This is a genomic window from Roseomonas alba (genome assembly GCF_019430885.1).
Taxonomy (GTDB): domain Bacteria; phylum Pseudomonadota; class Alphaproteobacteria; order Acetobacterales; family Acetobacteraceae; genus Neoroseomonas; species Neoroseomonas alba.
The window spans coordinates 124,433-149,106 of the sequence record NZ_JAHYBZ010000010.1; the positions used below are offsets into that span (position 1 = coordinate 124,433).

26 protein-coding genes and 1 pseudogene are annotated in these 24,674 nt (G+C 69.0%); 9 read left to right on the forward strand and 18 right to left on the reverse strand.

Annotation, left to right across the window (positions count from 1 at the left end; all coding sequences use genetic code 11):
• The first annotated feature begins 37 nt into the window (after nucleotides 1–37).
• The gene (locus KPL78_RS30470; RefSeq protein WP_255569427.1) at nucleotides 38–400 is read left to right on the forward strand and encodes an ABC transporter substrate-binding protein; all 363 of its coding nucleotides are present in this window, start codon (nucleotides 38–40) and stop codon (nucleotides 398–400) included.
• Nucleotides 397–1,569: pseudogene (locus KPL78_RS25255) on the forward strand (ABC transporter substrate-binding protein). Before KPL78_RS30470 ends, KPL78_RS25255 begins: the two are co-directional and overlap by 4 nt.
• Nucleotides 1,570–1,630: 61 nt before the next feature.
• On the opposite strand, the gene sugE reads toward KPL78_RS25255, so the two are convergent.
• The 4 genes from sugE to aroQ form a co-directional block, all read right to left on the reverse strand.
• Nucleotides 1,631–1,945 (reverse strand): quaternary ammonium compound efflux SMR transporter SugE, encoded by a 315-nt coding sequence (sugE, locus tag KPL78_RS25260; RefSeq protein ID WP_219765745.1) that lies wholly within the window; start codon nucleotides 1,943–1,945, stop codon nucleotides 1,631–1,633.
• Between the two features lie 83 nt (nucleotides 1,946–2,028).
• Complete coding sequence (accC, locus tag KPL78_RS25265; RefSeq protein WP_219765746.1) at nucleotides 2,029–3,375, reverse strand: acetyl-CoA carboxylase biotin carboxylase subunit; 1,347 nt, start codon at nucleotides 3,373–3,375, stop codon at nucleotides 2,029–2,031.
• 85 nt (nucleotides 3,376–3,460) lie between these two features.
• Entirely contained in the window at nucleotides 3,461–3,922 is a 462-nt protein-coding gene (gene accB / locus KPL78_RS25270) for an acetyl-CoA carboxylase biotin carboxyl carrier protein (protein ID WP_219765747.1), read from the reverse strand.
• Nucleotides 3,922–4,374 carry a type II 3-dehydroquinate dehydratase gene (gene aroQ / locus KPL78_RS25275; protein WP_219765748.1) on the reverse strand — a complete coding sequence of 151 codons (453 nt, stop codon included), beginning with the start codon at nucleotides 4,372–4,374 and terminating at the stop codon, nucleotides 3,922–3,924. Before aroQ ends, accB begins: the two co-directional genes overlap by 1 nt.
• A 131-nt stretch (nucleotides 4,375–4,505) precedes the next feature.
• On the opposite strand from aroQ, the gene thiS reads away from it, so the two are divergent.
• The 3 genes from thiS to KPL78_RS25290 are packed head-to-tail and all read left to right on the forward strand — an operon-like array spanning nucleotide 4,506 to nucleotide 6,015.
• Nucleotides 4,506–4,718, forward strand: coding sequence for a sulfur carrier protein ThiS (gene thiS, locus KPL78_RS25280; RefSeq protein ID WP_219765749.1), 213 nt, complete (start codon nucleotides 4,506–4,508; stop codon nucleotides 4,716–4,718).
• 5 nt (nucleotides 4,719–4,723) lie between these two features.
• Nucleotides 4,724–5,521 (forward strand): thiazole synthase, encoded by a 798-nt coding sequence (locus tag KPL78_RS25285; protein ID WP_219765750.1) that lies wholly within the window; start codon nucleotides 4,724–4,726, stop codon nucleotides 5,519–5,521.
• Between the two features lie 59 nt (nucleotides 5,522–5,580).
• Nucleotides 5,581–6,015: a VOC family protein gene (locus KPL78_RS25290; RefSeq protein ID WP_219765751.1), complete on the forward strand. Its 435-nt coding sequence runs from the start codon at nucleotides 5,581–5,583 to the stop codon at nucleotides 6,013–6,015.
• Nucleotides 6,016–6,027: 12 nt separating this feature from the next.
• Here the strand turns inward: KPL78_RS25290 and KPL78_RS25295 are convergent, their stop codons facing one another.
• The 11 genes from KPL78_RS25295 to atpH all read right to left on the reverse strand — a co-directional run bounded on the left by KPL78_RS25295 (nucleotide 6,028) and on the right by atpH (nucleotide 17,244).
• Nucleotides 6,028–6,894, reverse strand: a complete 867-nt coding sequence (locus tag KPL78_RS25295) for a sigma-70 family RNA polymerase sigma factor (protein WP_219765752.1) — start codon at nucleotides 6,892–6,894, stop codon at nucleotides 6,028–6,030.
• On the reverse strand, nucleotides 6,894–7,349 hold the full coding sequence (locus KPL78_RS25300) for a carboxymuconolactone decarboxylase family protein (protein ID WP_219765753.1): 456 nt from the start codon (nucleotides 7,347–7,349) through the stop codon (nucleotides 6,894–6,896). Before KPL78_RS25300 ends, KPL78_RS25295 begins: the two co-directional genes overlap by 1 nt.
• Before the next feature lie 73 nt (nucleotides 7,350–7,422).
• The gene (gene aat, locus KPL78_RS25305; protein ID WP_219765754.1) at nucleotides 7,423–8,094 is read right to left on the reverse strand and encodes a leucyl/phenylalanyl-tRNA--protein transferase; all 672 of its coding nucleotides are present in this window, start codon (nucleotides 8,092–8,094) and stop codon (nucleotides 7,423–7,425) included.
• Between the two features lie 34 nt (nucleotides 8,095–8,128).
• Nucleotides 8,129–8,599 carry an Lrp/AsnC family transcriptional regulator gene (locus KPL78_RS25310; protein ID WP_219765755.1) on the reverse strand — a complete coding sequence of 157 codons (471 nt, stop codon included), beginning with the start codon at nucleotides 8,597–8,599 and terminating at the stop codon, nucleotides 8,129–8,131.
• 545 nt (nucleotides 8,600–9,144) lie between these two features.
• Nucleotides 9,145–10,275 (reverse strand): type III PLP-dependent enzyme, encoded by a 1,131-nt coding sequence (locus KPL78_RS25315; protein WP_219765756.1) that lies wholly within the window; start codon nucleotides 10,273–10,275, stop codon nucleotides 9,145–9,147.
• Between the two features lie 854 nt (nucleotides 10,276–11,129).
• Nucleotides 11,130–11,990, reverse strand: a complete 861-nt coding sequence (locus KPL78_RS25320) for a ferritin-like domain-containing protein (RefSeq protein WP_219765757.1) — start codon at nucleotides 11,988–11,990, stop codon at nucleotides 11,130–11,132.
• 151 nt (nucleotides 11,991–12,141) lie between these two features.
• Nucleotides 12,142–12,552 (reverse strand): ATP synthase F1 subunit epsilon, encoded by a 411-nt coding sequence (atpC, locus tag KPL78_RS25325; protein WP_219765758.1) that lies wholly within the window; start codon nucleotides 12,550–12,552, stop codon nucleotides 12,142–12,144.
• A 197-nt stretch (nucleotides 12,553–12,749) separates the two neighbouring features.
• A complete protein-coding gene (gene atpD / locus KPL78_RS25330) occupies nucleotides 12,750–14,177 on the reverse strand; it encodes a F0F1 ATP synthase subunit beta (protein WP_219765759.1) in 1,428 nt (475 codons plus the stop codon).
• Nucleotides 14,178–14,193: 16 nt separating this feature from the next.
• The gene (locus KPL78_RS25335; RefSeq protein WP_219765760.1) at nucleotides 14,194–15,081 is read right to left on the reverse strand and encodes a F0F1 ATP synthase subunit gamma; all 888 of its coding nucleotides are present in this window, start codon (nucleotides 15,079–15,081) and stop codon (nucleotides 14,194–14,196) included.
• 25 nt (nucleotides 15,082–15,106) lie between these two features.
• Nucleotides 15,107–16,639: a F0F1 ATP synthase subunit alpha gene (gene atpA / locus KPL78_RS25340; RefSeq protein ID WP_219765761.1), complete on the reverse strand. Its 1,533-nt coding sequence runs from the start codon at nucleotides 16,637–16,639 to the stop codon at nucleotides 15,107–15,109.
• Nucleotides 16,640–16,641: 2 nt separating this feature from the next.
• Nucleotides 16,642–17,244 carry an ATP synthase F1 subunit delta gene (gene atpH / locus KPL78_RS25345; protein ID WP_369412852.1) on the reverse strand — a complete coding sequence of 201 codons (603 nt, stop codon included), beginning with the start codon at nucleotides 17,242–17,244 and terminating at the stop codon, nucleotides 16,642–16,644.
• A gap of 223 nt (nucleotides 17,245–17,467) precedes the next feature.
• Here atpH and KPL78_RS25350 point away from each other — a divergent pair, with 223 nt between their 5' ends.
• Nucleotides 17,468–18,154 carry an RraA family protein gene (locus KPL78_RS25350; protein ID WP_219765763.1) on the forward strand — a complete coding sequence of 229 codons (687 nt, stop codon included), beginning with the start codon at nucleotides 17,468–17,470 and terminating at the stop codon, nucleotides 18,152–18,154.
• On the opposite strand, the gene KPL78_RS25355 is transcribed toward KPL78_RS25350, so the two are convergent.
• Nucleotides 18,141–18,899, reverse strand: a complete 759-nt coding sequence (locus KPL78_RS25355) for a sulfite exporter TauE/SafE family protein (protein WP_219765764.1) — start codon at nucleotides 18,897–18,899, stop codon at nucleotides 18,141–18,143. The genes KPL78_RS25350 and KPL78_RS25355 overlap by 14 nt on opposite strands.
• 623 nt (nucleotides 18,900–19,522) lie before the next feature.
• A complete protein-coding gene (locus KPL78_RS25360; protein WP_219765765.1) occupies nucleotides 19,523–21,169 on the reverse strand; it encodes a glycosyltransferase family 4 protein in 1,647 nt (548 codons plus the stop codon).
• Nucleotides 21,170–21,279: 110 nt separating this feature from the next.
• Between KPL78_RS25360 and zapE the strand changes: the two genes are divergently transcribed.
• On the forward strand, nucleotides 21,280–22,476 hold the full coding sequence (zapE, locus tag KPL78_RS25365) for a cell division protein ZapE (protein ID WP_219765766.1): 1,197 nt from the start codon (nucleotides 21,280–21,282) through the stop codon (nucleotides 22,474–22,476).
• A gap of 138 nt (nucleotides 22,477–22,614) precedes the next feature.
• On the opposite strand, the gene KPL78_RS25370 is transcribed toward zapE, so the two are convergent.
• The gene (locus tag KPL78_RS25370) at nucleotides 22,615–22,974 is read right to left on the reverse strand and encodes a carboxymuconolactone decarboxylase family protein (protein ID WP_219765767.1); all 360 of its coding nucleotides are present in this window, start codon (nucleotides 22,972–22,974) and stop codon (nucleotides 22,615–22,617) included.
• Nucleotides 22,975–23,133: 159 nt separating this feature from the next.
• Here KPL78_RS25370 and KPL78_RS25375 point away from each other — a divergent pair, with 159 nt between their 5' ends.
• Nucleotides 23,134–23,568 (forward strand): hypothetical protein, encoded by a 435-nt coding sequence (locus tag KPL78_RS25375; RefSeq protein WP_219765768.1) that lies wholly within the window; start codon nucleotides 23,134–23,136, stop codon nucleotides 23,566–23,568.
• 122 nt (nucleotides 23,569–23,690) lie between these two features.
• Nucleotides 23,691–24,644, forward strand: a complete 954-nt coding sequence (gene mdh, locus KPL78_RS25380; protein ID WP_219765769.1) for a malate dehydrogenase — start codon at nucleotides 23,691–23,693, stop codon at nucleotides 24,642–24,644.
• The last annotated feature ends 30 nt before the right edge of the window (nucleotides 24,645–24,674 follow it).

The following is a 24,674-nucleotide window of genomic DNA, read 5'->3' on the forward strand; positions in this document are numbered from 1 at the left end:
GGGCCCTGCCCTACGGCGCGCCAGCCTTGCCTAAGCCATGATCACAGCCGGATGCGGCGGCGCCGTGGCGCAGAACCTGACCATCGCGATCGGCGGGGCGCCGGCCTCGCCTGACCCACATGTCTACAATTCGGCGCCGAATGCCAGCCTGACACAACACCTGTTCGATACGCTGGTCGAACGCGATGCCCCGGTCCGCCTGCGGCCGATGCTGGCGGAATCCTGGCGCTTGGTCGAACCGACGATCTGGGAATTCAAGCTGCGGCCGAATGTGCCCTTCCAGAAGGGCAACGCCTTCACCGCCGAGGACGTCGCCTTCACCATCGGGCGCGTGCCCGCCGTGCGCAACGCCCCGGCGCCTTCGCCGGCCTGGCCTGCGCCATCGCCCGTGTCGAGGTGATCGACCCGCTGACCATCCGCTTCCACACCGACGCGCCGCATCCGCTGCTGCCGACGGAACTGGGCTCCCTCCAGATCAATTCCCGCCTTGCCGGCACCGACGCGGACACGGAGCAGTACAATACCGGCACCACGGCGATCGGCACGGCCCCCTATCGCCTGCTGTCCTACCGCTCCGGCGATCGCACCGACTTCGTGCGCAACGACGCATCTTGGTCCGGGCCGCAGCCCTGGGCGCGCGCCTCCTAGCAGTTTATCGCCAATGATGCCGCGCGCAGCGCCGCGGTCCTGGCAGGAGATGTGGTCCTGATCGACCAGGTGCCCTCATCCGATCTCGCGCGCCTGCGTCGGGATCCGCGCGTCGCCATCCACGAGATCCAGGGGTTGCGCCTGATCTGCATGCGCCCCGGCTATTCGCGCTCCGAGAGGGTCACCGACAATGGCGGCCAGCCGGTCACGCGCAATCCGTTCCATGATGTGCGCGTGCGGCGCGCCATGTCGGTCGCCGTCGACCGCCGGGCGCTGGGCGAGCGTGTGATGGAGGGCACCGCGCGGGGCACTGGCCAATGGCTGCCCAACGGCGCCTTCGGCTACAATCCGGATCTGCCCGTGCCGGCGTACGACCCTGATACCGCGCGGCGCCTGCTCGCCGAAGCGGGCTTCCCGCAGGGCTTCCGCATCACCCCGCCCTGTCCGAATGACCGCTACCCAAACGACGCCCGGATCAGCCATGCAGTGGCACAGATGTGGACGCGCGTCGGGGTGCACACGGAAGTGCAGGCCCTGCCCTGGGCCACCGATTCCTCCTGCAGCGCACGCCAGGAGTTCAACATGCGCCTGGGCGGCTGGGGCAGTTCGACGGGCGAAGCCTCCTACATGCTGGTCAACATCTTCGGCACCCACGACCGGGAACGGCGGCGCGGCGCATCGAATTCCTCGCGCTACTCGAATCCCGCGCTCGATGCGCTGACCGACCGCGCGGCCTCCACGCTCGGCGACACGCAACGCGAAGCCTTGCTGCGCGGGGCGGTGCGCATGGTCGCCATCGACAACCAGGCGGTGATCCCGCTGCTACAGCTGGTCAATTCCTGGGCGACGCGGCGCGGCATCACCCATGATTTGCGCGTGGACGAGCGCACCACGGCCATGGCCACGAAGCCCGCGCACTGAAGGCCGGAGTGGGCCGGACGACTGTGGGGCAACCTCCCGGCTGCCCGATCGCCGGCCCACCCTACCCTGCGAGCTTCAGCCCGACGATGCCGGCGAGGATGAGGCCGACGCAGGCCAGGCGCAGCGCGGTCGCCGCTTCCCCGAACAGGATGATGCCGAGCACCACGGTGCCCACCGTGCCGATCCCGGTCCACACCGCATAGGCGGTTCCGAGCGGCAGCGTGCGCAGCGCGAGGCCGAGCAGCGCCAGGCTGACCACCATGCTGGCCACGGTCAGCACCGTAGGCACCAGGCGCGAGAAGCCGTCGGTGTATTTCAGCCCGACGGCCCAGCCGATTTCCGACAGCCCCGCGCCCAGAAGATAGATCCACCCCATCACAGGTCCCCTTCGGTCCCGTGGCAGGGTCGTCCCCACCGGTTACGGAGAACAAGATGCGCCGGGGTCGTCCCCGGCGCCGTTCAGCCCTGGCGGTCCGCCACGAAGCGTTCCAGCCAGTGGATCGTATAGTCGCCCGACTGGAACTCCGCATCCTCCATCACCGCCTGGTGCAGCGGCAGGGTGGTGCGGATGCCGGCGACGACCATCTCGGACAGCGCGCGGCGCATCCGCGCGATCGCTTCCGCGCGGTTCGGCGCGTGCACCACCAGCTTCGCGACCAGGCTGTCGTAGTGCGGCGGCACCGTGTAGCCCGAATAGAGCGCGCTATCGACGCGCACGCCCAGCCCGCCCGGCGCGTGATAGGTGTTCACGCGGCCAGGGCTCGGCGCGAAGGTTTCCGGGTCTTCCGCGGTGATGCGGCATTCGATCGCATGGCCGCGGAACTGGATGTCCTTCTGGGTGTAGCCGAGCGGCTCGCCCGCCGCGATGCGGATCTGTTCCTTCACCAGGTCGATGCCGCACACCATCTCGGTCACCGGATGTTCGACCTGCAGGCGGGTGTTCATCTCGATGAAGGCGAACTGGCCGTCCTGCCAGAGGAATTCCAGCGTGCCCGCGTTGCGGTAGCCGAGCTTCGACAGCGCCGAGGTCACCCGCGACCCCAGTGCCTCGCGATCCGCGGCCGACAGCACCGGGCTGCCGGCTTCCTCGACCAGCTTCTGGTGGCGGCGCTGCAGCGAGCAGTCACGCTCGCCGAAATGCACGACCTTGCCATGCGTGTCGGCCAGCACCTGCAACTCGATATGCCGCGGCCGGTCGAGATACTTCTCCATGTACACGCTATCGTCGCCGAAGGCCGCCTTGGCCTCGGCACGCGCGACGCGCCAGGCTTCCTCCAGCTCGTCGGCGGACCGTGCGACCTTCATGCCGCGCCCGCCACCGCCGGCCGCCGCCTTGATCAGCACCGGATACTTGATCTGGTCCGCGACGGCGCGCGCTTCGTCGAGCGATTCCAGCGCACCGGGCGACCCGGGCACCAGCGGCACATCGAGCCGCCGCATCGCGTCCTTGGCTGCGATCTTGTCGCCCATCATCCGGATGTGGTCGGGGCTCGGGCCGATGAACTTCAGCCCATGCGCCTCGACCATCTCGGCGAAGCGGGCGTTCTCGGACAGGAAGCCGTAGCCGGGATGCACCGCATCCGCGCCGGTGATCGTCGCGGCCGACAGGATCGCGGCGACGTTCAGATAGGAGTCGCGCGCCGCGGGCGGGCCAATGCACACGCTCTCATCCGCCAGACGGACATGCATCGCCGTCGCGTCCGCCGTGGAATGCACGGCGACAGTGCGGATGCCCATCTCCTGGCAGGCGCGATGGACCCGCAGCGCGATCTCGCCGCGGTTCGCGATCAGGACCTTGCCGAACATCAGGCCTTCCTTACGTCGCCGCGCGTCGCGCGGGAGCCGGCCGATTCAGACTTCCAGGCCTGCGGCCTTCCAGTCATCGGGCGGCTCATTCGATGATCATCAGCGGCTCGCCGTATTCGACCGGCATGCCGCTCTCGACCAGGATCCGCGTCACGGTGCCGGCGCGCGGAGCCTTGATCTGGTTGAAGGTCTTCATCGCCTCAACCAGCAGCAGGGTCTGACCCTGCGTGACCTTGGTCCCGACCGTCACGAACTGCGCCGCGCCGGGTTCCGGCGCGAGATAGGCAACGCCCACCATCGGGCTGGTCACCGCGCCGGGGTGGTCGGCATCGGACGCCTCGGGCGCCGCCACGGCAACCGGGCCAGCCGCGACCGGCGCGGCGGACACCGCGACCGGGGCCACGACGGGCGCGGCGACGACCGACTGGCGCACGACGCGCAGCCGCGATTCGCCGTCCACCAGCTCGATCTCGGTCAGGTCCGTATCGCGCAGGATCTGCGCCAGTTCGCGGATCGCGGTGGCGTCGAATTGGATGAAGTTGCCCATTATTCCTCGTCCTGCTCGACCAGATCGGCCATGGCCCGCATCGCGAGCGCATAGCCCGCCACGCCCAGCCCGCAGATCACCCCGGTCGCCGCCTTGGAGATGTAGCTGTGATGCCGGAATTCCTCCCGGCGGTGGATGTTCGTGATGTGGACCTCGATGACCGGCAGATCGACGGCGAGCAGCGCGTCCATCACGGCGATCGAGGTGGTGGTATAGCCCGCCGGGTTGATGATGATGCCGGCGGCGCGGCCGCGGCATTCCTGCACCCAGGTCACCAGCTCCCCTTCCGAGTTGGTCTGGCGGAAATCGATGGCCAGGCCAAAGGCTTCGGCCGTCTCGGCGCACAGCGCCTCGACATCGTCCAGCGTCGCGGTGCCGTATTTTTCCGGCTCACGCACGCCGAGCATGTTCAGGTTCGGGCCGTTCAGGACAACGATGAGGGGGGGTGTCACGGACGATTCCGCCAGGAAGAGGGCGGAACGGGCTAGCACGGCGGGTTTGCAGGGGGCAAGCGGCCGGCACCCCAGCCATGCGGGATGCCCCGCTTGCCCCCGCCGGTCCCCTTCGCCACATTCGCGTGGCCATGTCCAAGATGATCGCCATCACCGTGAACGGAGAGGCACGGGAGGTAGCGGCCGGCGAAAGCCTCGCCGCCCTGCTCCGCGCCATCGGCCTCGACACCCGCAAGGTCGCCGTCGAGCGCAATGAGGAGATCGTCCCCCGGTCGACCTACCCCGAGGTGGCGCTGCTGCCCGGCGACCGGCTGGAAATCGTGCATTTCATCGGCGGAGGCTGAGACCTATGGACGGAACCCCCGCGACGATCGGCGACGACACCTGGGAGGTCGCGGGCCGCCGCTTCCGCTCCCGCCTCATCGTCGGCACGGGCAAGTACAAGTCGCTCGAGGAGACCGCCGCGGCGATCGCGGCCTCGGGTGCCGAGATCGTCACCGTCGCGGTGCGGCGCGTGAACCTGTCCGATCCGAATGCGCCGATGCTGCAGGATTTCGTCTCGCCCAAGGACTACACCTACCTGCCCAACACCGCCGGCTGCCACACGGCGAACGAGGCGGTGCGCACCCTGCGCCTGGCGCGCGAGGCGGGCGGGTGGAACCTGGTGAAGCTCGAGGTCCTCGGCCCGCCGCCCTACCTGTACCCGGACATGGAAGGCACCTTCGAGGCCGCGAAGGCGCTGATCGCCGACGGCTTCGAGGTCATGGTCTATTGCGCCGACGACCCGGTGGCGGCGCGGAAGCTCGAGGATCTCGGCTGCGTGGCGATCATGCCGCTCGGCGCGCCGATCGGCTCGGGGCTCGGCCTGACCAACCCCTTCATGATACGCTCCATCAAGCAGCACGCGAAGGTGCCGGTGCTGGTAGACGCCGGGATCGGCACGGCGTCGGACGCGGCGAAGGCGATGGAACTGGGCTGCGACGCGGTGCTGCTGAACTCGGCCATCGCGCACGCCAAGGACCCGGTGCGCATGGCGGTCGCGATGAAATCGGCGGTCGAGGCCGGGCGGAATGCCTTCCTCGCCGGCCGCATGCCGTGGAACTACCAGGCCGATGCGTCGAGCCCGATGACGGGGTTGATCCGCTAGCGCCCCGCCGCCCGCCCCGTTAAAACGATATCGAAACGGGGTGGACAAGGATCGGCGGCATGGTGCGGCATTTCGACCACCTGACGATCGTGGTGCGCGATCTGGCGTCGGCGAAGGCCTTCTTCTCCGCACTGGGCTTCGAGGAGGCCCAGGCGGTCGTCATCACGGGCGAACCCTTCGCCTCCTACATGGGCGTGCCGGAGATCGAGGCCGACCATGTCACCCTCGTGCTGCACGGCGCCACGCCGCGGACCGAGATCCAACTCCTGCACTATCGCCACCCGGCCCCCCTGCCCGACGCGGCCATCCGATCGCTGAACAAGCTCGGCATGAACCACATCTGCTTCGCCGTGGACGATGTGGACGCGGAGCTTGCGAAGCTGGAGGCCCTCGGCTTCCGCCGGCGCAACGAGATCATGGACTTCCACGCCCGCAAACTGGTCTTCATCGAGGGGCCGGAAGGCGTCACGGTCGAACTCGCGGAATGGCACTGAGGCGGGGCCCGATCAGCCGCACAGTCTCCGCAGCTTCTCCGGATTCCGCACCACATAGACGGCGCGGATCGCCCCGGCCTCGATTTCCAGCGACGTGGTTTGGACGGACCCGTCCTCGAAGCGCGTGACATAGCCCGGCAGGCCATTGATCCAGGCCATCTCATGCTGCCGCCCCAGCCGCGCCTTGCGCGCCAGCCCGGCGAAGAAACGCGCGATCCGGTCCGCGCCGAACACCGGGTTGATCGCCGCGGAGACCACCCCGCCCCCATCCGTGCGCAGCACCGCATCCTCGGCCAGCAGGCGCCCCAGCGCCGCCGCGTCGCCACTTTCGATCGCCGCCCGGAAGGCTTCGGCGATCCGCCGCCCTTCCTCCGGCGCCACCGGAAAGCGCGGCCTGGCCTGCTGCACATGCGCCCGCGCCCGTGCCGCCAATTGCCGGACCGCGGCCGGGGACCGGTCCAGCGTCGCCGCCACCTCCTCGAATCCGCCGCCGAACACGTCGTGCAGCAGGAAGGCGGCGCGCTCCAAAGGCGAGAGCCGTTCCAGAGCCAGCATCAGCGCGACCGACAGTTCCTCGGCCGCCGCCTGGCCGGCGAGCGGGTCCGTCTCCACCACCGGCTCCGGCAGCCAGGGGCCGATATAGGTCTCCCGTTTGCGCCGGGCGGATTTCAGCTCATCCAGGCACAGCCGGGCGACGATACGACGCAGGAAGGCCTCGGCATCGCCAACGCTTTCCCGGTCGGCTTCCGCCCAGCGCAGCCAGGCGGCCTGCACCACATCCTCGGCATCCGCCATGGACCCGAGGAAACGATAGGCCAGCGCCCGCAGCCGCGGACGGGCGGCAAGGAAGGCCTCCGCCCCGGCCGCGGCGCCCGACATCAGGCGGCGGCCTTGGCGCGCGCCGGCTCGGCCCGGAAGCCGACGGCGAAGCGGTTCCAGCCATTGATCGTGACGATCGCGAGCGTCAGCGCCACCTGCTCTTCCGCCGAGAATTCCGCCGCCATCGCCTCATAGGCCGAATCGGGCGCGCCGGTCTCCGCCAGGCGGGTCAGCGCATCGACCCAGGCCAGGGCGGCGCGCTCGCGCTGGGTGTAGCAAGTCGCTTCCTCCCAGGCGGAGAGCATGTAGAGCCGCTCCTCCGTCTCCCCCGCCGCCCGGGCCTCGCGCGTATGCATGTCGAGGCAGAAGGCGCAGCGGTTGATCTGCGAGGCGCGGGTCTTCACGAGTTCCAGCAGGCTCGGCTCCAGCCCGTTGCTGCGGCTGGCCTTTTCCAGCGCCAGCATGGCCTGCATCACCTTGGGCGCGACATTCCAGTGGTTCAGTCGGGTGGTCATGGGGTGCTCCTGCATCCGATGGGTTCCGGATACAGGACGAGGCAGCCTCGTCCCCTGTGACATGCTGCGGCGACTATTCCGCAGCAGCGCCCCGCAGGGCGCGGATTTCCTCGGCAATCCGCTCGGCCGGCAATTCGGCGACCCAGCGCGCCGGAACCTCCAGCGCCGCCGCCAGGCGCGCCTTGTAATCCACCTTGGGAATCTCGACCGTGCCGAACTGCGCGAGATGCGCGGTTATGAACTGCGTGTCGCACAGCACGAAGCCGCAGATCCGTAGCCGCGCGACCAGATGCACCAGCGCGACCTTCGAGGCATCGCTGACGCGGGAGAACATGCTCTCCCCGAAGAAGGCGCCGCCCAGCGCGACGCCATAGAGCCCCCCGACCAGGCGCCCTTCCGACCAACTCTCGACCGAATGAGCGAAGCCACGGCGGTGCAGCTCGACGAACAGCCCCTCGATCTCGCTATTGATCCAGGTGTCCGTGCGGCCCGGCGCCGGTTCGGCGCAGCCGCGAATCACGCCCACGAAGTCACGGTCCGCCGTGACGGAGAACCGGTCCGACAACGCCGTCCGCCGCAGGCGCCGCGGCAGGTGGAAGCCGTCATCGATCGGCAGCACGCCGCGCAAGGCCGGATCGAGCCAATACATCCGGTCCGACCCACGGCTCTCCGCCATGGGAAAGACCCCCGCGGCATAGGCGCGGAGAACGAGGTCCGGCGTGATCTCCAATTGTCGGCGGCTCATGGGTGCCGAGCCTGCACCACCCCGCCGCGCCGCGTCACTCTTCGTCGTCGTCCGCCGCGGCGACCGGGAGCATCGCCGTCTCCTTGGCGGTCATCAGGGCGATGACGGTCTCGGTGCGCTCGACCCCGGCGCGGCGCCGAATCTCCTGCGCGACGAAGGCCTCCAGTTCCTTGAGGCCCGGGGCCCGCAGCTTCAGCAGGTAGGACCACGGCCCGGTGATGGCGTGGCATTCCAGCACCTGTTCCAGCGGCAGCACCGCCTCGCGGAACTTCGGCTCCTGCGCCCCGGCGCGCAGCGCGACGAAGACCCAGGCGAGCAGCGGGCAGCCCACCGCCGCCGGGTCGAGATCCGCCCGCCAACCCCGGATGGTGCCCCGTTCCTCGAGTCGCTTGACGCGCTCCGCCGTCGCCGAGACCGACAGCCCGGCGACCTTGGCGAGCTCAGCCAGGCCCGCGGCGCCGTCGTGCTGCAGCGCGACCAATATGTTCCGGTCTATGCTGTCCATGACCGCATCCTATCCGGCGCCGCGGCCGATTGGAACGCAGGATCGGGCGCGGAAGGCAGAGGAGGGCTCTGGGCTCTCCTCGCCCGGGGGCGGATGGCCTGGGTAGTCCGCTCGTGGCGACATCTGAGGGGGGTATGCCCAAAGCGCGCGAAGCCCTGGCACTGCCGATTGGAGAGAGCCCCCGCTCCTCTCCAAACCTCTGCCCGTCACGGGATCCCGTTCACGTTGCCATGCAAGGTGTTTGGGGGCGCATCGGCGGCTGGGCCTTTGGAAACTTCGTTTTGGCGCTCAGCGCTGCGGCCGGAACAATGGGTGACGCGCTCGTCGCGCAGCGCCTCCCGGAGTAATGGGCACTGCGCGCCCTCCGACACCTCGCGATGGACGCCCTGCCCAATGCCCAGTTGAGGTTTGCAAAGGCCCTTCGGCCTTTGCTGGGGTGGCTTGGAGGGGCAAAGCCCCTCCAACTGCTACCGTGGTGCCCGGGAAATCCCTCGGAAACCGGCACCTGGCCCGCCGCGCCCCGATCAGGGCCGCATGCGGACGGCTCAGATGTAGTGCTCGGCGAGCGGCCGGAAGCCGTTGAAGTTCTGCGACGCGTAGCTCGTCACATAGGCGCCGGTGGACAGCAACTCGACCCGGTCGCCGCACTCCAGCGCCAGCGGCAGCCGGTAGTTGGACTTCTCGTAGAGCGTGTCCGTGCTGTCGCAGGTCGGCCCGGCGATGGTGACCGGCCCGTCCGCCATCCCGTCATGCGGCGTTTGGAAGGCGTATTTGATCGCCTCGCCCTCGGTCTCGGCCAGGCCGCCGAAGCGCCCGATGTCGAGATAGACCCAGCGCACCGGGTCATCCTTGCCCTTGCGGGAGACGAGCACGACCTCGGCCGACACCACGCCGGCATCGCCCACCATGAAACGGCCCGGCTCGATCAGCATCTCGGGCAGGTCGTTGCCGAAATGGCGGGTCATCGCCCCCATGATGGCCATGCCGAAATCGTCGATCCCTGGCACTTCCTGGCGATACCGCACCGGATAGCCGCCGCCGAGATTGACCATGCGCAGCTTCACCCCGGCCTCCTTGAGGTCGGTGAAGAGCATGGCGACGCGGGCGATGGCCCCTTCATAGGCGCCGGTCGAGGTCTGCTGGCTGCCCACATGGAAGGAGATGCCATAGGGGTCGAGGCCGAGTTCCTTGGCCTGCACCATCAGGTCGCGCGCCATGTCCAGCTCGCAGCCGAACTTGCGGGACAGCGGCCATTCGGCGCCCTTGTTCTCGACCAGGATGCGGCAATAGACGCGCGCACCCGGGGCGTTCTTCGCGATCTTCAGCAGCTCGGGCTCACTGTCGAAGGCGAACATGGTCACGCCGGCCTCATACGCGGCCTTGATGGCCGAGGCCTTCTTGATCGTGTTGCCGTAGGAGATCGCCTCCGGCCGCGCGCCGACGGCGAGGCATGCCTGCACCTCCTCCCACGACGCCGCGTCGAAGGACGAGCCGAGACCCGTCAGGCGCTCGAGGATCGGCGCGGCCGGGTTCGCCTTCACCGCGTAATAGACGCGGGCCAGCGGCAGCGCGGTCGTCAGGCGACGGTAGTTCTCCTCCACGCGATCGACATCGACCACGAGGCATGGCGTCGCAGGCGCAGAGTCGCGCAGATACTGAGCGATCTTGGGAGTCATCGCCGCACCTCTTCCAGGCTCCAGCGGGCCGCCTGTCCAGGCGACGGCCCAAGGTTGACGAAACGGTCGAACGAACCAGCGACCAAAGTGGGCCGCCCGGATGCCACCGGGCGGGGTTGCCAGAACGCTTGACGTCGTTGCGTAAACCCTTTGGCCGGATAGGGGCCGGGGGCCAGAGGCACGTGCGTACTGCGTCTGGGCCGGCGTATAGGGCCGGCCTGACCCCACGCAAAGAGAAAAATTCGGGTGAGGCCGAAGATTTTTCTTAAGGCCGGGACATTGTCCGGAAAGGGGCCAGAGGAGCCGATGATGGCCGGGTGTTTCGCCCCGCGGGATGCGCGAATCGCCGGAAGGTTACCGGGGCCCGGAAGGAAGGCCGCACGAGCCAGTGGCATCGCCACCGGCGGCTTCGGGCTGCGCGATCACACCTGTGCTGCAGCCGCATCTTTGCCCTGAGTGCCCGCAACATGGCCGCGAAGGGCATATGCCGCCTGCCGATGCGCTCGGCTGAGACCCTGGCGTGCGGGATCGGCAGGCAGCCGCGCCAGGGACGGGATCGAAAGACGGAAGAGCCCGAAGGCTGGCCAGCGTCGGTGCCCCAGGCATCCCGGCTTCCAGGGACGCTCCCCGATTGGCTGGCATGACGGCGGTCCGGGGCGGCACAGCCCAATCACACATCGCGTCACGCGGCCACGCCACCCTAGCGTCGGCAGCGGCACCGGCAGCGCGTGTCACCCGCCAAGCCGCTTCGCACCGCCGGACTCAGGCCGCCCGGGTACTGGTTCTCCAAAGGCTCCGTGGTGCCTCGCGGGGCGAAGTCCGGGAAGGGGCGAAGCCCCCCCTCCGCCGCCCTGTCACGCCGCCGCGGCGGTCTCGCCGGCGTTCTCATTCGCCGCCCGCTTCAGTGCTGCCTGGTAGCGGTCCCGCCGCCAGCACAGCAGCCGCCAGGCGCCCTTGGCCGCGATATCGGACATCCGCCCGCGGGGTTCGAGCCCGACCGTCTTGAAGATCATGCCCATCGCCCGCTCGATATGGCGGAAGCGGTAGAAGCCCATGGCCCGGCCCATATAGCCGCTGATGCAGCGGTCATGGCTGTAGGGCATGGATTCGGGCTCGTTGCCGCAGTGGAAGGCATAGGCGAGTTCATCATCCTCGCTCTCGCCGATGCGCCCCAGGGCAATGCGCAGGCGCTTGGCGAAGGACAGGTTCTCCCGCGCCAGATACCGCTTCATGTGGTCATAGAAGAGCTTGAAGTGCCGGTATTCATCCGCCGCGATCAGCCGGCAGACCTGCCGCAACGCCGGCTCCTCGGTCGAGTCGCCCAGGGCGCTGTAGTAGGAGGAGGTCCCTGTCTCGACCATGCAGCGCGCGATCAGCTCGCCCGTACGGGATCCGCGGATGGAGGCATCGGCATCGAGCTGGATCTTGTAGCCGTTGCGATAGCGGGCGAAGGCATCCTGGAAGTTCCAGCCCGGATCGGCTAGTTCGCCCCATCGGCCTAGCGCATCTCCGTGCTGCGTCTCTTCCACGCCCCAATGCTCGGCGGCGGCGCGGAAGTCGGGGTCGTCGGCGAAGACTCGGGTCAGGTAGGTGACATAGTCGGCCGCGTTGCGCTCGACCATCGCGGCAGCCTTGACCAGCGGGATGATCTGCGGATCGACCTTGGCCGGATCGAACTGATCCCAGCCCACCTCGTCGATATGCCAATGCTTCATTGCTTACCTCGCCGCTGGTCGCCGTGGCTGGAGCCGCTGTTCCTGCGAGGCATTTTCATGCTGCGCAGGGCGGTTTCAAGGCAAGCTGTCACAGAGTTGTCGCGGCGTGTCTGCGTTGCATCAAGCACGGCACGCCGGAACGCGCGGCGGATCAGGCCGCCTGGGCGGCGTCGAGCATGGCCTTGGCCGAAAGCAGCCGGGCCATGGCGGCCTCGCGCTTCTCCGGCGTCAGGTCCTGCGCCTCCAGCAGCGCGGCCTCGGCTGCGGCGATGCGATCGGCCGCGTCGGACTTCGAAAGCTCGGCGACCGGGGTCGCCTCATCGGCCAGGATGGTCACGCGGGTCGGGGTAACCTCGGCGAAGCCGCCGGCGACGAAGAGCCTCTCGGTCTCCTTGCCATCCTCGCGCACCGTGATCACGCCGCCGCGTAGCGCGACGATCATCGGGGAATGGCCAGGGAGCACGCCCATCTCGCCCTCGGCGGCGGGCAGCGTGGCCATCTCCACCGGCCGCGAGAGCAGCAGCTTCTCGGGGGAGACGAATTCGAGCTGGAAGGTGGCCATCGGAGACGCTCCCGAAACCTATAGTGCAACCGGCACGCCCGCACATGCGGAGTGCCGTCCTTGAAGAATCCGGCCGCACAGCGGCCGGCGCCGCCCATAAGGCCTGACCCTCAAGCGCGCCAGGGCTGCGGCGGAAGCCAAGGCGGCCGGATGGCCGCCGCCCGGCGTCTGAGGGCCAAGCAAAGAAGGCTGCGGCGTTACGCCGCCGCCTTCAATCCTTCCGCCTTCTTCACCGCCTCTTCGATCGTGCCGACCATGTAGAAGGCGGCTTCCGGCAGGTGGTCGTACTCACCGGCCACGATGCCCGCGAAGGAGCGGATCGTGTCTTCCAGCTTGCAGAACACGCCCGGCGTGCCGGTGAAGACTTCCGCGACGTGGAAGGGCTGGGACAGGAAGCGCTGGATCTTGCGCGCGCGCGCCACGATCAGCTTGTCCTCTTCCGACAGCTCGTCCATGCCCAGGATGGCGATGATGTCCTGCAGCGACTTGTAGGTCTGCAGGACGCGCTGCACTTCGCGCGCCGTCTTGTAGTGTTCCTCGCCCACGATGCGCGGGTCGAGCGCACGCGAAGTGGAGTCCAGCGGGTCGACGGCCGGGAAGATGCCGAGCTCGGCGATCGAGCGGTTGAGCACCGTCGTCGCGTCGAGGTGGGCGAAGGAGGTCGCCGGCGCCGGGTCGGTCAGGTCGTCCGCGGGGACGTAGATGGCCTGCACCGAGGTGATCGACCCCTTCTTCGTCGAGGTGATGCGTTCCTGCAGCGCGCCCATGTCGGTGGCGAGCGTCGGCTGATAGCCCACCGCCGAGGGGATGCGCCCGAGCAGCGCCGACACCTCGGCGCCCGCCTGGGTGAAGCGGAAGATGTTGTCGATGAAGAAGAGCACGTCCTGGCCCTGCTCATCGCGGAAGTATTCCGCCATGGACAGGCCCGAGAGCGCGACGCGGGCGCGGGCACCCGGCGGCTCGTTCATCTGGCCGTACACCAGGGCCACCTTGGACCCTTCGGTGGTGTTCTCGCCGAGCTTGATGACGCCGGCGTCGATCATCTCGTGATAGAGGTCGTTGCCTTCGCGGGTGCGCTCACCCACGCCGGCGAAGACCGACACGCCGCCATGGCCCTTGGCGACGTTGTTGATCAGCTCCTGGATGGTCACGGTCTTGCCCACGCCGGCGCCGCCGAACAGGCCGATCTTGCCGCCCTTCAGATAGGGCGCGAGCAGGTCGATGACCTTGATGCCCGTGACCAGGATTTCCGCCGCGGTCGCCTGCTCGTCGAAGGCCGGGGCGTCGCGATGGATGGTGTAGGACTTGTCATGCGGCACCGGGCCGCGCTCGTCGATCGGCTCGCCAATGACGTTCAGGATGCGGCCGAGCGTGCCGGGGCCGACAGGCACCGAGATCGGCGCGCCGGTGTCGACCACCTCGGTGCCGCGCACCAGGCCGTCCGTGGTGTCCATGGCGATGCAGCGCACCGTCCGCTCGCCCAGCTCCTGCGCGACCTCGAGCACCAGCGTGCGGTCCTCGACCTTGGTGGTCAGCGCGTTCAGGATGTACGGCAGCTCCTGCGGGAACTGCACGTCCACGACGGCGCCCAGCACCTGCGTGACCTTGCCGACGTTGTTCTTCATCGTGCTGTGTCCCTACTCAAACGGCTTCGGCACCGGAGATGATCTCGATCAGCTCCTTGGTGATGTTGGCCTGGCGTGTGCGGTTGTAGTTGATGGTGAGCTTGTTGATCATCTCACCGGCATTGCGCGTCGCGTTGTCCATCGCGGTCATCTGGCTGCCGTAGAAGCCGGCATAGGTCTCCAGGACAGCGCGATAGACCTGGACCGCGAGGTTCTGCGGCAGCAGGGCGGCCAGGATCTCGTCCTCGGCCGGCTCGTATTCATAGAGCGCCTGCGGCCCGGCATGGGCCTCGCCCTCATCCTGTTCCGGCACCGCGCCGGGGATGAGCTGCTGTTCGGTCGGGATCTGCGAGATCACGTTCTTGAAGCGGTTGTAGATCAGCGTGCAGACGTCGAAGGCGCCGTCCTCGAGCATCTCGGTGACCTGCGCGGCGACCGCCGCCGCGTCGTCGAAGCCCACCACCTTCTTCGAGGCGAAGGAGATCTCGCCCACGAAACGGGACCCGAACTCGCGCCTCAGGTAGGTCGCGCCCTTGCGGCCGACGGCGAGGATCTTCACCGTCTTGCCGTGGCTCTCCAGCTCCCGGATGCGGTTGCGCGCGAAGCGGCCCACATTGGTGTTGAAGGCGCCGGCCAGGCCACGCTCGCCGCTGACCACCACCATCAGGTGGACATTGTCCGCCCCGGTGCCGACCAGCAGCTTCGGCGCGTCGGGCTGCCCCGCCACCGCGGCACCGAGCGAGGCGAGCATGCGCTCCATCCGCTCGGCATAGGGGCGGGCAGCCTCGGCGCGCTGCTGCGCGCGCCGCAGCTTCGCCGCCGCCACCATCTTCATCGCCTGCGTGATCTTGCGCGTGGATTTCACGCTGTTGATCCGCAGGCGGAGGTCCTTCAGGCTCGCCATGGAAGGCTCTCCGCCCCCTTTCCGCTCAGCTGAAGGACTTGGCGAAGGAGTCGAGGAAGGCGACCAGCTTGGTCTCGGTCTCCTTCTTGATCTCCCGATCGGTGCGGATCGCGTCGAGGATCGCCGGCTCGCGGGTCTTGAGGTCGGCGAGCATCCGCTTCTCGAAGTCACCCACCTGGCCGACCGAGATGCGATCGAGATAGCCGCGGGTGCCGGCGAACAGCGACACCACCTGCTCCTCGACCGGGACCGGCTTGTACTGGGGCTGCTTCAGCAGCTCCGTCAGGCGGGCACCGCGGGCGAGCAGCGCCTGCGTCGTCGCGTCGAGATCCGACGCGAACTGCGCGAAGGCCGCCATCTCACGATACTGGGCGAGCTCCAGCTTGATCTTGCCGGCGACCTGCTTCATCGCCTTGATCTGCGCCGCCGAACCCACGCGGGACACCGACAGGCCGACGTTCACGGCCGGGCGGATGCCCTTATAGAAGAGCTCGGTCTCGAGGAAGATCTGGCCGTCGGTGATCGAAATGACGTTCGTCGGGATGTAGGCCGACACGTCGCCGGCCTGCGTCTCGATGACCGGCAGCGCGGTCAGGGAGCCATTGCCGAAATCGTCATTCATCTTCGCCGCGCGCTCAAGCAGGCGCGAGTGCAGGTAGAACACGTCGCCCGGATAGGCTTCGCGGCCCGGCGGACGGCGCAGCAGCAGCGACATCTGACGATACGCGACGGCCTGCTTCGACAGGTCATCATAGAAGATGACCGCATGCATGCCGTTGTCGCGGAAAAACTCGCCCATCGCGCAGCCGGAATACGGCGCCAGGAACTGCATTGGCGCCGGGTCGGACGCCGTCGCGGCCACGATGATCGAATATTCGAGCGCGCCCTGCTCCTCCAGCGTCTTCACCAGCTGGGCGACGGTCGAGCGCTTCTGCCCGACCGCGACATAGATGGTGTAGAGCTTCTTGGATTCGTCGCCCTGCGCATTGATCGGCTTCTGGTTGATGATCGTATCGATGATCACCGCCGTCTTGCCGGTCTGGCGGTCGCCGATGATCAGCTCGCGCTGACCACGCCCGATCGGGATCAGGCTGTCGATCGCCTTGATGCCGGTCTGCATCGGCTCATGCACCGACTTGCGGGGAATGATGCCCGGCGCCTTCACCTCGACGCGCGTGCGCGTCACGTCGGTCAGCGGGCCCTTGCCGTCGATCGGGTTGCCGAGCGCATCGACCACGCGGCCGAGCAGCCCCTTGCCCACCGGCACATCGACGATGGAACCGGTGCGGGAGACGGTGTCACCCTCGCGGATGCCCTTGTCGTTGCCGAAGATGACGACGCCGACATTGTCGGATTCGAGGTTCAGCGCCATGCCGCGCAGGCCGGCCGCGGGGAATTCCACCAGCTCGCCGGCCATGACGTTCTGCAGGCCATAGACGCGGGCGACGCCGTCGCCGACGGTCAGCACGGTGCCCACCTCGGCCACGTTGGCGTCGGCGTCGAACCCGGCGATCTGAGCCTTCAGAATCTCCGAGATTTCGGCGGGACGAATATCCATGGTCAGGCGGCCCCTTTCATCGCGTACTGCAGACGCTGCAGCTTGGACTTGATGCTGTTGTCATAAAGGCGGGAGCCGATCCGGACGATCAGCCCACCGAGAATGGAGGCATCCACGCTTTCGGCGAGACGCACATTGGAATAACCGGCCTCGGTGAGGCGGGCCGTGATCTGTGCGCGCTGCGTGTCCGACAGCAGATGGGCGGTGGTCACCTCGGCCGTCTGCTGGCCGCGGCGTTCCGCCAGGAGGGTTCCGAAGGCCTGCGCCACCGCCGGGAGGGCGGCGAGGCGGCGATTGGTGATCAGCACGCCGACCAGGTTGCGCACCTCGGCGCCGACGCCGGCACGGTCGAGGAGCGCGAAAGCCCCCGCGCGCTGCTTCACGGCGTCGAGGCGCGGGTCGGCGACGAATTCGCGGAAATCGGAACTGTCGCGCCAGAGGCCGAACAGGGCCTCCAGATCGGCGGCGATGCGGTCCAGCGCGGCGGGATCGGCCTGGCGCTTGTCATCGGCAAGGCCGAGCAGAGCGAGCGCGTAGCGCTCAGGGGCACCGCCGGTTTTCACGGCGGATGGGGAAGCGGCTTGGATGGTCTCGGCGGCGGCCACGGGCGATCGCGGTCCTGTTTCTTGCTGGGCTGCGGCATACGACATGGCCGCACGAGGAAGCCCCGAGCGGCGGCCGGCGCTTAACATACGCATTGCCGCACCGCAACCGATCGACCACGTTTTCGCGGCCCGTCGGGGATGATTTCGACCGCTCCGTCCCCATCTGGACGGCCTTCGTCGGTGGCGCGACGCTCCATCGTTAACCAACGCAGGGGGCCACGCCATGCTCGACAATCCACCGATGCTCACCATCCATCGCGGCCATGCCCGGCCCGATGCCGCGCTGATCGAGGCCTTCCGCGGCGCCCAGACCTCCCACTTGGTCGATGCGATGGAAGGGCGCGGGGCACTCGACTACCGCGTCAAGCCGATGGACCCGGCCAATGCCGCCTTCGTCGGGCCGGCGCTGACCGCCCTCGCCTACCCCGCCGATGTCGTCGGCGTGTATGGCGCCCTGGCGGAGGCCCAGCCCGGCGATGTCGTGATGGTCGCGAATGACGGTTACACGGCCACCGCAGTGGTGGGCGACATCGTCGCCGGCATGATGAAGAACAAGGGCATCGCGGCCTTCGTCACCGACGGGGTCGCGCGCGACCGGGCGGGGATCGTCGCCGCGGGCATGCCGCTGTTTGCCGCCGGGATCGTCCCGAACTCGCCGGCCGCCAACGGGCCCGGCGTGGTCGGCGCCCCGGTGACGATCGGCGGCGTTTCCGTCCGGTCCGGCGACATCGTCGTGGGCGATGCCGATGGCGTGGTGGTGATCCCGCACGATCAGGCCGCGATGGTGCTCCAGCGCCTCGCCGCCATCCGTGTAGCCGAAACCCAGGCCATCGCCCGAGTCGAGGCCGGCGTCACCGACACCGACCGCATCCGCGCCATCATGGCCTCCGCCCGCATCATCGGCCCGTGAGCGCGTCCCACAGCGGCATCCCCAGCACCGCCGCTGCCAGGATCAGGGCATAGCCGATGCGGCGGAAGGCGGTTTCGCTGGCCAGGCCGAACAGCGCCGACCCACCCCACAGCGACACCCCGTAGACCGGGCCGGCGGCCAGGGCGAGCCAGACGCTCGACCAGGCGAACAGCCCCTGCCAGGCGAAGGACGCGATCACCACCGCGGTCAGCACGGCGAAATAGAGGTTCATGCTGGCCCGGACGACCACCGCAGGGGCGTTCCGCCCCAGCCACCAGGTCGCGGGCGCCACGCCGCCCAGCATGGCGGTCCCGCTCATCACCCCGCCGACCGCGCCCACCGCGGCGACCAGCGGCACCGAGCCCTTGCCCCGATAGCGCCAGCCCGACCCCAGCACCCCGACTGCAACCAGCACCAGCCCCGTCAGACCCCAGCGCAGCGCGACCGGGTCGCTATGGGCGAGGATCAGGCTGCCGACCGGCACGGCCAGGACCGCCCCACAGGACATCACCGTCACCTCCCGCCGCACCGCATGTGCCCAGGCCCCGGGCAAGAAGGCGAGGCAGGAGACGGATTCGAGCAGCGCCAACACTGGCACCGCCGCCCGCGGACCCACCGCGGCCGAGGCCAGCGGGATGAAGACCAGCGCGGCGCCGAAGCCCGAGAAGCCGCGCGACAGGCCTCCCACGAGGGCGGCGAAGGCAACGCCCAGGATCGCGCCCCAGGACGGGATCTGGTCAGTCACGCGATGGCACGCTTGGCGCGGAGGGGGCTTTGTCCCCTCCGAACCTCCTCCACCAAAGGTCGAAAGGCCTTCCGGATGATCCGGTTGCTTCCGCGGAGGTTGGGCATGGAAGGGCTCCACCCCTCCGAACCGCCCCGCGATCGGGGTCCCATTGCCGTCGCTGAGCGCTTCCAATGGGTGGCCCGGGCGCCTGGACAGCCATCGAATGGCGCCGGGCACAGCAGCGACGTCGCACCCGCCGAGCGCGCCGCCTGCGCGAGTGCGGGTTCCGCCGCCATGTTGTCAGGGGCGCCCGGCGCCAGGTCGATGTTTCCAAAGGCCTTTCGGTCTTTGGCGGGGTGGCTTGGAGGACAAAGCCCCTCCAATCCCCCAGCGGAACCAGCCGGCTCATCAGGAGGGCCTTCGGAAACCGCCATCCGGCACCGGGCGCAACGGGGAGAGCCGGCGCCGGTGCCCATCCCCGTGCAGCGCGCAGCTTGCAGCGAGGCAGGGCGCCTGTGATGCCCGGCGCCGGATATTGGCGCTCCAGAACCTCGGCGGGATGGCCCGGAGGCACGGAGCCCCTCCGGTTCTGCGCGTGGCCTGCGCGGTTCATGCGGCCAAGACCTCCCGCCGCCGCGACATCATCGTACCCGCCGCACGAGATCGAGTTTCGCCAGCCACATCACCCCCCTGGGCACCCGCATCGCCTCGACGCCCTGCGCCAGGGCCGCGAGTTCGGCCATTGTCGCCGGCCCCTCCGCCAAGCGCGCCAGCATCCGGAGCAGCGTCGCCTGCACCGGCAGCATGCTGCCCCGGTTCACCGTGCCCGGCACGGCGCTGCGCACGGCCATCAGCTCCGGCCCGGCCCCGGGCGCCAGTTCGAAGCAGGTCTCCGCCGGCACCGGATCGGAAGGATAGGCCGCAAAGGCCAGCATGGGGTCCGGCCGCAATGGCACGATGTCGCGGCCCGGTTCCGCCGGGGCCACTTCCCGCCCGTCCCGCCGCAGGGCCGCCAGATGGTCGAACAGCGCCAGGTACTGAGGGATCACCGCTGCCCAGTCATAGGTCGCCCGCGCATGCGCCCGCGCCGCCGCCCCCATCGCGCGCCGCCGCTCCCGGTCGCCGATCAGGATGCCATAGGCTTCGGCGGCGCGCGGCACCTCCATGGCGACATGCAGCGCCGCCCCCGACAGGTATTGCCCGTACCCATCCGTGCCGGCGGCGTAGCGCAGCGCCAGTTCCTCTCCGGACCCGGCCGTCATGACCGGCACGCGGAAGCCGGTCTCCCCGTGGCGCACCGTGTCGCGGAAGCCGTCCCAATCGGTCACCACCACCGGGAGGCCGGCGGCCATGGCCTCGACCGGGGCCAGGCCGAAGGTCTCCTGGATATTGTCGATCGGCAGGGTGAAGAAATCGCCCGCCGCCCATATTTCGCGCCGCGCCGGCTCCTGGGTGGCATCGACATGATGCAGCGTGACCGAGGGGCAGAGCGCCGCCGCCCCCTCGCGGAACGCGGCCTCGTCGCGCGGCGTCTCGAAACTGCCGGCGAGGATCAGATGCACCCGACGCGGCGCCTCCCGCGCCGCCTGTTCCAGCGCCAGATACATCGGCCCCGGCGTGAACTTGGTGGCGACGGACAGCCGGCCGACCACCAGCGCCGCCACCTCCTCCTCACCGATGCCGAGCTGTTCGCGCCATCGTTCGCGCGCGCCCCCGACCGGCTCGAAGCTAGCCGTGTCGATGCCCAGCGGAATGACCGCGAGCCGCGGTCCCGGCACCTGCTTCGCCCCGAAACGCTGGCCGAGGTAATATGCCTGCTCCGACATCAGCCGCCGGACCATGGCCTGCACGGCGTTCGAGGTGCAGATCAGCGCATCCCAGCCCTGCAACGGCGCAACCAGCAGATCGCCCAGCGCATCCATGGTCCGTTCGGTCGCCGTGGTGTGCGTCACGCCGCACAGGCTGAACGCCGCCTGCCGGTGCCGGCGCCGCCACCAGGCATAGGACCCCATGCCCCCGCCGGGCAGAAAGATGGTCCCGACGTCGTCGAAGCGGCCCGGTGCGTCGAAGCCATGGGCGCGCGCGGGAAGGCCGGGCGCGATTGCCGCGACATGGTCGATGAAGGCCTCGCGATGCGCCTCGGACTGTACCAGCGCCACCACCTCCTCCAGCCCGCCATGGCGCAGCAGGCCGCGGAGGAACTCCTCGCCGGCCACCCGCCGGCCGATCACCGGTCCGCCCGCGGTCGTATAGCCTTCCGGATGGTAGTAGAGGGCAGCGCGGCGCATGGCTTCCGGCGATTGGCGTTGCCGGAAGGCTCGCCCGCCCGCCGCCGGCTGTAAAGCGAGGTCCCGCTTGCGGTTGTCCCCCGCGCGTGATCGGTCTATGCGCGCCCCTCATGGATTCCAGCCCGAACAGCCCGCTCGCCGCTGAGCCGGCGGCCACCCCGGCCGTGTCCACGTCCGAGGGCCCGTTGCCCGCGCTGCGGGCGCGCATCGCCGCCGGGCTGATCGCCGCCGACCCCGCGCAGGAGCTTGCCGCCGAGAAGCTGCAGGACCTCTGGCGGCGCACCCGGGGCTATGATCCCAAGGTCGAGCCGCCCGATACCGGGGGCTTCCTCGGCCGCTTCTTCCGCCGCAAGCCAGTGGAGGAGGCGCCCGACGGCACGCCGCTCGGCCTGTATCTCGTCGGCGAGGTCGGGCGCGGCAAGTCGATGCTGATGGACCTGTTCTTCGCCAGCGCCGATGTGGCGCGCAAGAAACGGCTGCACTTCCACCAGTTCATGCAGCAGGCTCATCGCCGCATCTTCGAATGGAAGAAGCAGCACGGGGACGCGACCGACCCCATCCCGCCGCTTGCGGATTCCATCGTCGCCGAGGCCGCGCTGCTGTGCTTCGACGAGTTCCAGGTCCACGACATCGCCGATGCGATGATCCTCGGCCGACTGTTCGAGGCGCTGTTCGCCCGCGGCGTGGTGATCGTCGCGACGTCGAACACCACCCCGGACGACCTGTTCAAGGGCAAGCCCGGGCGCGATGCCTTCCTGCCCTTCATTGCCCTGATCAAGAAGCGGATCGAGGTGATGATGCTCGATTCCGCACGCGATTACCGGCGCGACCGCATCCGCGGCCTGCCCACCTGGCATGTGCCGCCCGACGGCCGCGCCGAACGGGCGCTCGATGCCGCCTTCGAGGAATTGACCGGTGAGCGTCACGCGCCTTCCACCCGCCTGACGCTGCTAGGGCGCGCGGTCGAGATCCCGCAGGCCGCGCGCGGCGTGGCACGCTTCGACTTCGACGATGTCTGCGGCAAGCCGCTCGGCCCGGCCGACTACCTGGCCATCGCGACGCATTTCCACACGGTGGTGCTGGACGCGATCCCCCGGCTCAGCCCCGATAATGCCGACAAGGCGCGCCGCTTCATCACCCTGATCGACGCGCTCTACGAACACCGGGTGAAGCTGGTGGCGAGTGCCGAGGACGTGCCCGACCGGCTCTACCAGCGCGGCGAGAACGCGGCGATGTTCGAACGCACCGCTTCCCGCCTGATGGAGATGCAGAGCCAGGAATACCTGGCGCTACCTCACCTTACCTAGGGCCCTTAGACGCCGGGCGCCGCGCATCCGCGCGGCTTGGCTTCGCGCCACGAACCGCCGCTCCGGTGGCGGCGGACGGTCTCGGCGTGGTCGCGCCTTGCGCTCCCGGGCCGATGCGCCGCATCGGCCCGTTGGCCATCATGTGGTGGGCTTCGCCTTCGCCTGGAACTGGTCGAAGGCCTCGACCGCCTGGGCCGCGTACATCACCGACGGGCCGGCGCCCATGTAGATCGCCATGCCCATCGTCTCCATCACCTCATCGCGCGTCGCGCCGTGCTTCACGGCCGATTCAGCGTGGAAGGCGATGCAGGGCGCACAGCGCGTGGCGACAGCGATGCCCAGGGCGATCAGCTCCTTCGTCTTGGTGTCCAGTGCCTTGGCCTCGAGCGCAGCACGGGCCAGCCCTCCGAAGCCTTTCATCACCTCGGCCGCGCCGCCGCGCAGTTCCTTGAGCGGGCCCGAAAGTCCGGCAGCAAGAGCCGGCCAATCCTCATGCATCGTGATCACTCCTGCCTATTATTTCGTGATTTCTTATGGAATGAGAGGGTCCGGCCGGCTTTGACGGGGATCAAGGGAATCGGCCGCGGGGTTTCCCCGATCGGGCGCGCCGGTGTAGAGTCAATGAAACAGCGCGCAACGTAACGAGAGGTTCGGCTCATGCGATTTCTGGCCATGGTCCTGCTCGCCCTTGCCACGATGGCGTCCGCCGCCCCTGCCGAGGCGCGGACGCGCACCCAGCAGACCCAGGCCCAACCGCAGAGCCGCACCACTCAGGCCGCCCGCGCAAGCGCGACGCGCCGCCCCGCCGCCGCACCGCAGCGCCAGGCCAGCAGCCGCGCCACCCCCACCCCGCCGCGCCGCGACGCGATGGCCCGCACCGGCGCGCGCCAGTCCACGACCAGCCGTGGCGCGACCGGCCGCCGCCAGCAGGCGAGTGCCACGACCCGCAACCGCGGCGGCGAGCGCCGCAGCGTTTCCTGGCAGTCCGACCTGGCCCCGGCCACCAATGTCCAGGCGCAGTCCTGCCCGGCCGGGACTCTCGCTACCCTCGCCCGTGGCCATGCCGATGTGGTGCGCTGCCTGCCGCTCTGAGCGGCATTCCCGCTGAAACCAGCCCGGAAAGCCGCCCTGGGGCGCCTTGCCGACACGCAGACCAGGGAGTAGGGAAGCGGCGCTTTTCCGCACCGCATCACAAGCTTTGAGGAACTCCCCCCATGGCCCGCAAGAAGATCGCGCTGATCGGCGCCGGCAATATCGGCGGCACGCTTGCCCACCTCGTCGGGCTCAAGGAACTCGGTGACGTCGTGATGTTCGACGTCTTCCCGGGCGTGGCCGCGGGCAAGGCGCTCGACATCATGCAGTCGGGCCCGGTGGACGGCTTCGACTCCGCGATGTCCGGGTCGGGTGACTACAGCGCGATCGCGGGTGCCGACGTCGTCATCATCACCGCCGGCTTCCCGCGCATGCCGGGCATGAGCCGTGACGACCTCGTCTCGAAGAACGCGGGCGTCATCGCCCAGGTCGCCGAGGGCGTGAAGACCCACTGCCCGAATGCCTTCGTCATCGTCATCACCAACCCGCTCGACGCCATGGTGTGGGTGTTCCAGCAGAAGTCCGGCCTGCCGGCGAACAAGGTGGTCGGCATGGCCGGCGTGCTGGACAGCAGCCGCTTCCGCCTGTTCCTGGCCCATGAGTTCAACGTCTCGGTCGAGGACGTGACCGCCTTCGTGCTCGGCGGCCATGGCGACACGATGGTGCCGCTGACCCGCTACTCCACCGTCGCCGGCATCCCGGTCCCCGACCTGATCAAGATGGGCTGGACGACGCAGGAGAAGATCGACGCGATCGTCGCCCGCACCGCCAATGGCGGCGGCGAGATCGTGAAGCTGCTGGAGAAGGGCTCGGCCTTCTACGCCCCGGCGGCGTCCGCCATCGCGATGGCCGAGGCATACCTCAAGGACAAGAAGCGGGTCCTGCCCTGCGCTGCCTGGCTCGAAGGCCAGTATGGCATCAAGGACCTCTATGTCGGCGTGCCGGTCGTGCTCGGTGCCGGCGGCGTGGAGCGGATCGTCGAGATCGAGCTCAACGCGGAAGAAAAGGCGGCCTTCGACAAGTCCTGCGGCGCCGTCCGCGAACTGATCGACGCCTCGAAGAAGCTGGTGGGCTGATCCACCGGGGCCCGGCGGCGACGCCGGGCC

Bases quoted from the DNA above. Each gene is read 5' to 3' on its own strand.
- KPL78_RS30470 (WP_255569427.1), top strand. From the start codon at position 38: ATGATCACAGCCGGATGCGGCGGCGCCGTGGCGCAGAACCTGACCATC.
- sugE (WP_219765745.1), bottom strand. From the start codon at position 1,945: ATGGGGTGGATCTATCTTCTGGGCGCGGGGCTGTCGGAAATCGGCTGG.
- accC (WP_219765746.1), bottom strand. From the start codon at position 3,375: ATGTTCGGCAAGGTCCTGATCGCGAACCGCGGCGAGATCGCGCTGCGG.
- accB (WP_219765747.1), bottom strand. From the start codon at position 3,922: ATGGGCAACTTCATCCAATTCGACGCCACCGCGATCCGCGAACTGGCG.
- thiS (WP_219765749.1), top strand. From the start codon at position 4,506: ATGTCCAAGATGATCGCCATCACCGTGAACGGAGAGGCACGGGAGGTA.
- KPL78_RS25285 (WP_219765750.1), top strand. From the start codon at position 4,724: ATGGACGGAACCCCCGCGACGATCGGCGACGACACCTGGGAGGTCGCG.
- KPL78_RS25290 (WP_219765751.1), top strand. From the start codon at position 5,581: ATGGTGCGGCATTTCGACCACCTGACGATCGTGGTGCGCGATCTGGCG.
- KPL78_RS25295 (WP_219765752.1), bottom strand. From the start codon at position 6,894: ATGTCGGGCGCCGCGGCCGGGGCGGAGGCCTTCCTTGCCGCCCGTCCG.
- KPL78_RS25300 (WP_219765753.1), bottom strand. From the start codon at position 7,349: ATGACCACCCGACTGAACCACTGGAATGTCGCGCCCAAGGTGATGCAG.
- aat (WP_219765754.1), bottom strand. From the start codon at position 8,094: ATGAGCCGCCGACAATTGGAGATCACGCCGGACCTCGTTCTCCGCGCC.
- KPL78_RS25310 (WP_219765755.1), bottom strand. From the start codon at position 8,599: ATGGACAGCATAGACCGGAACATATTGGTCGCGCTGCAGCACGACGGC.
- KPL78_RS25315 (WP_219765756.1), bottom strand. From the start codon at position 10,275: ATGACTCCCAAGATCGCTCAGTATCTGCGCGACTCTGCGCCTGCGACG.
- KPL78_RS25320 (WP_219765757.1), bottom strand. From the start codon at position 11,990: ATGAAGCATTGGCATATCGACGAGGTGGGCTGGGATCAGTTCGATCCG.
- atpC (WP_219765758.1), bottom strand. From the start codon at position 12,552: ATGGCCACCTTCCAGCTCGAATTCGTCTCCCCCGAGAAGCTGCTGCTC.
- atpD (WP_219765759.1), bottom strand. From the start codon at position 14,177: ATGAAGAACAACGTCGGCAAGGTCACGCAGGTGCTGGGCGCCGTCGTG.
- KPL78_RS25335 (WP_219765760.1), bottom strand. From the start codon at position 15,081: ATGGCGAGCCTGAAGGACCTCCGCCTGCGGATCAACAGCGTGAAATCC.
- atpA (WP_219765761.1), bottom strand. From the start codon at position 16,639: ATGGATATTCGTCCCGCCGAAATCTCGGAGATTCTGAAGGCTCAGATC.
- KPL78_RS25350 (WP_219765763.1), top strand. From the start codon at position 17,468: ATGCTCGACAATCCACCGATGCTCACCATCCATCGCGGCCATGCCCGG.
- KPL78_RS25360 (WP_219765765.1), bottom strand. From the start codon at position 21,169: ATGCGCCGCGCTGCCCTCTACTACCATCCGGAAGGCTATACGACCGCG.
- zapE (WP_219765766.1), top strand. From the start codon at position 21,280: ATGGATTCCAGCCCGAACAGCCCGCTCGCCGCTGAGCCGGCGGCCACC.
- KPL78_RS25370 (WP_219765767.1), bottom strand. From the start codon at position 22,974: ATGCATGAGGATTGGCCGGCTCTTGCTGCCGGACTTTCGGGCCCGCTC.
- KPL78_RS25375 (WP_219765768.1), top strand. From the start codon at position 23,134: ATGCGATTTCTGGCCATGGTCCTGCTCGCCCTTGCCACGATGGCGTCC.
- mdh (WP_219765769.1), top strand. From the start codon at position 23,691: ATGGCCCGCAAGAAGATCGCGCTGATCGGCGCCGGCAATATCGGCGGC.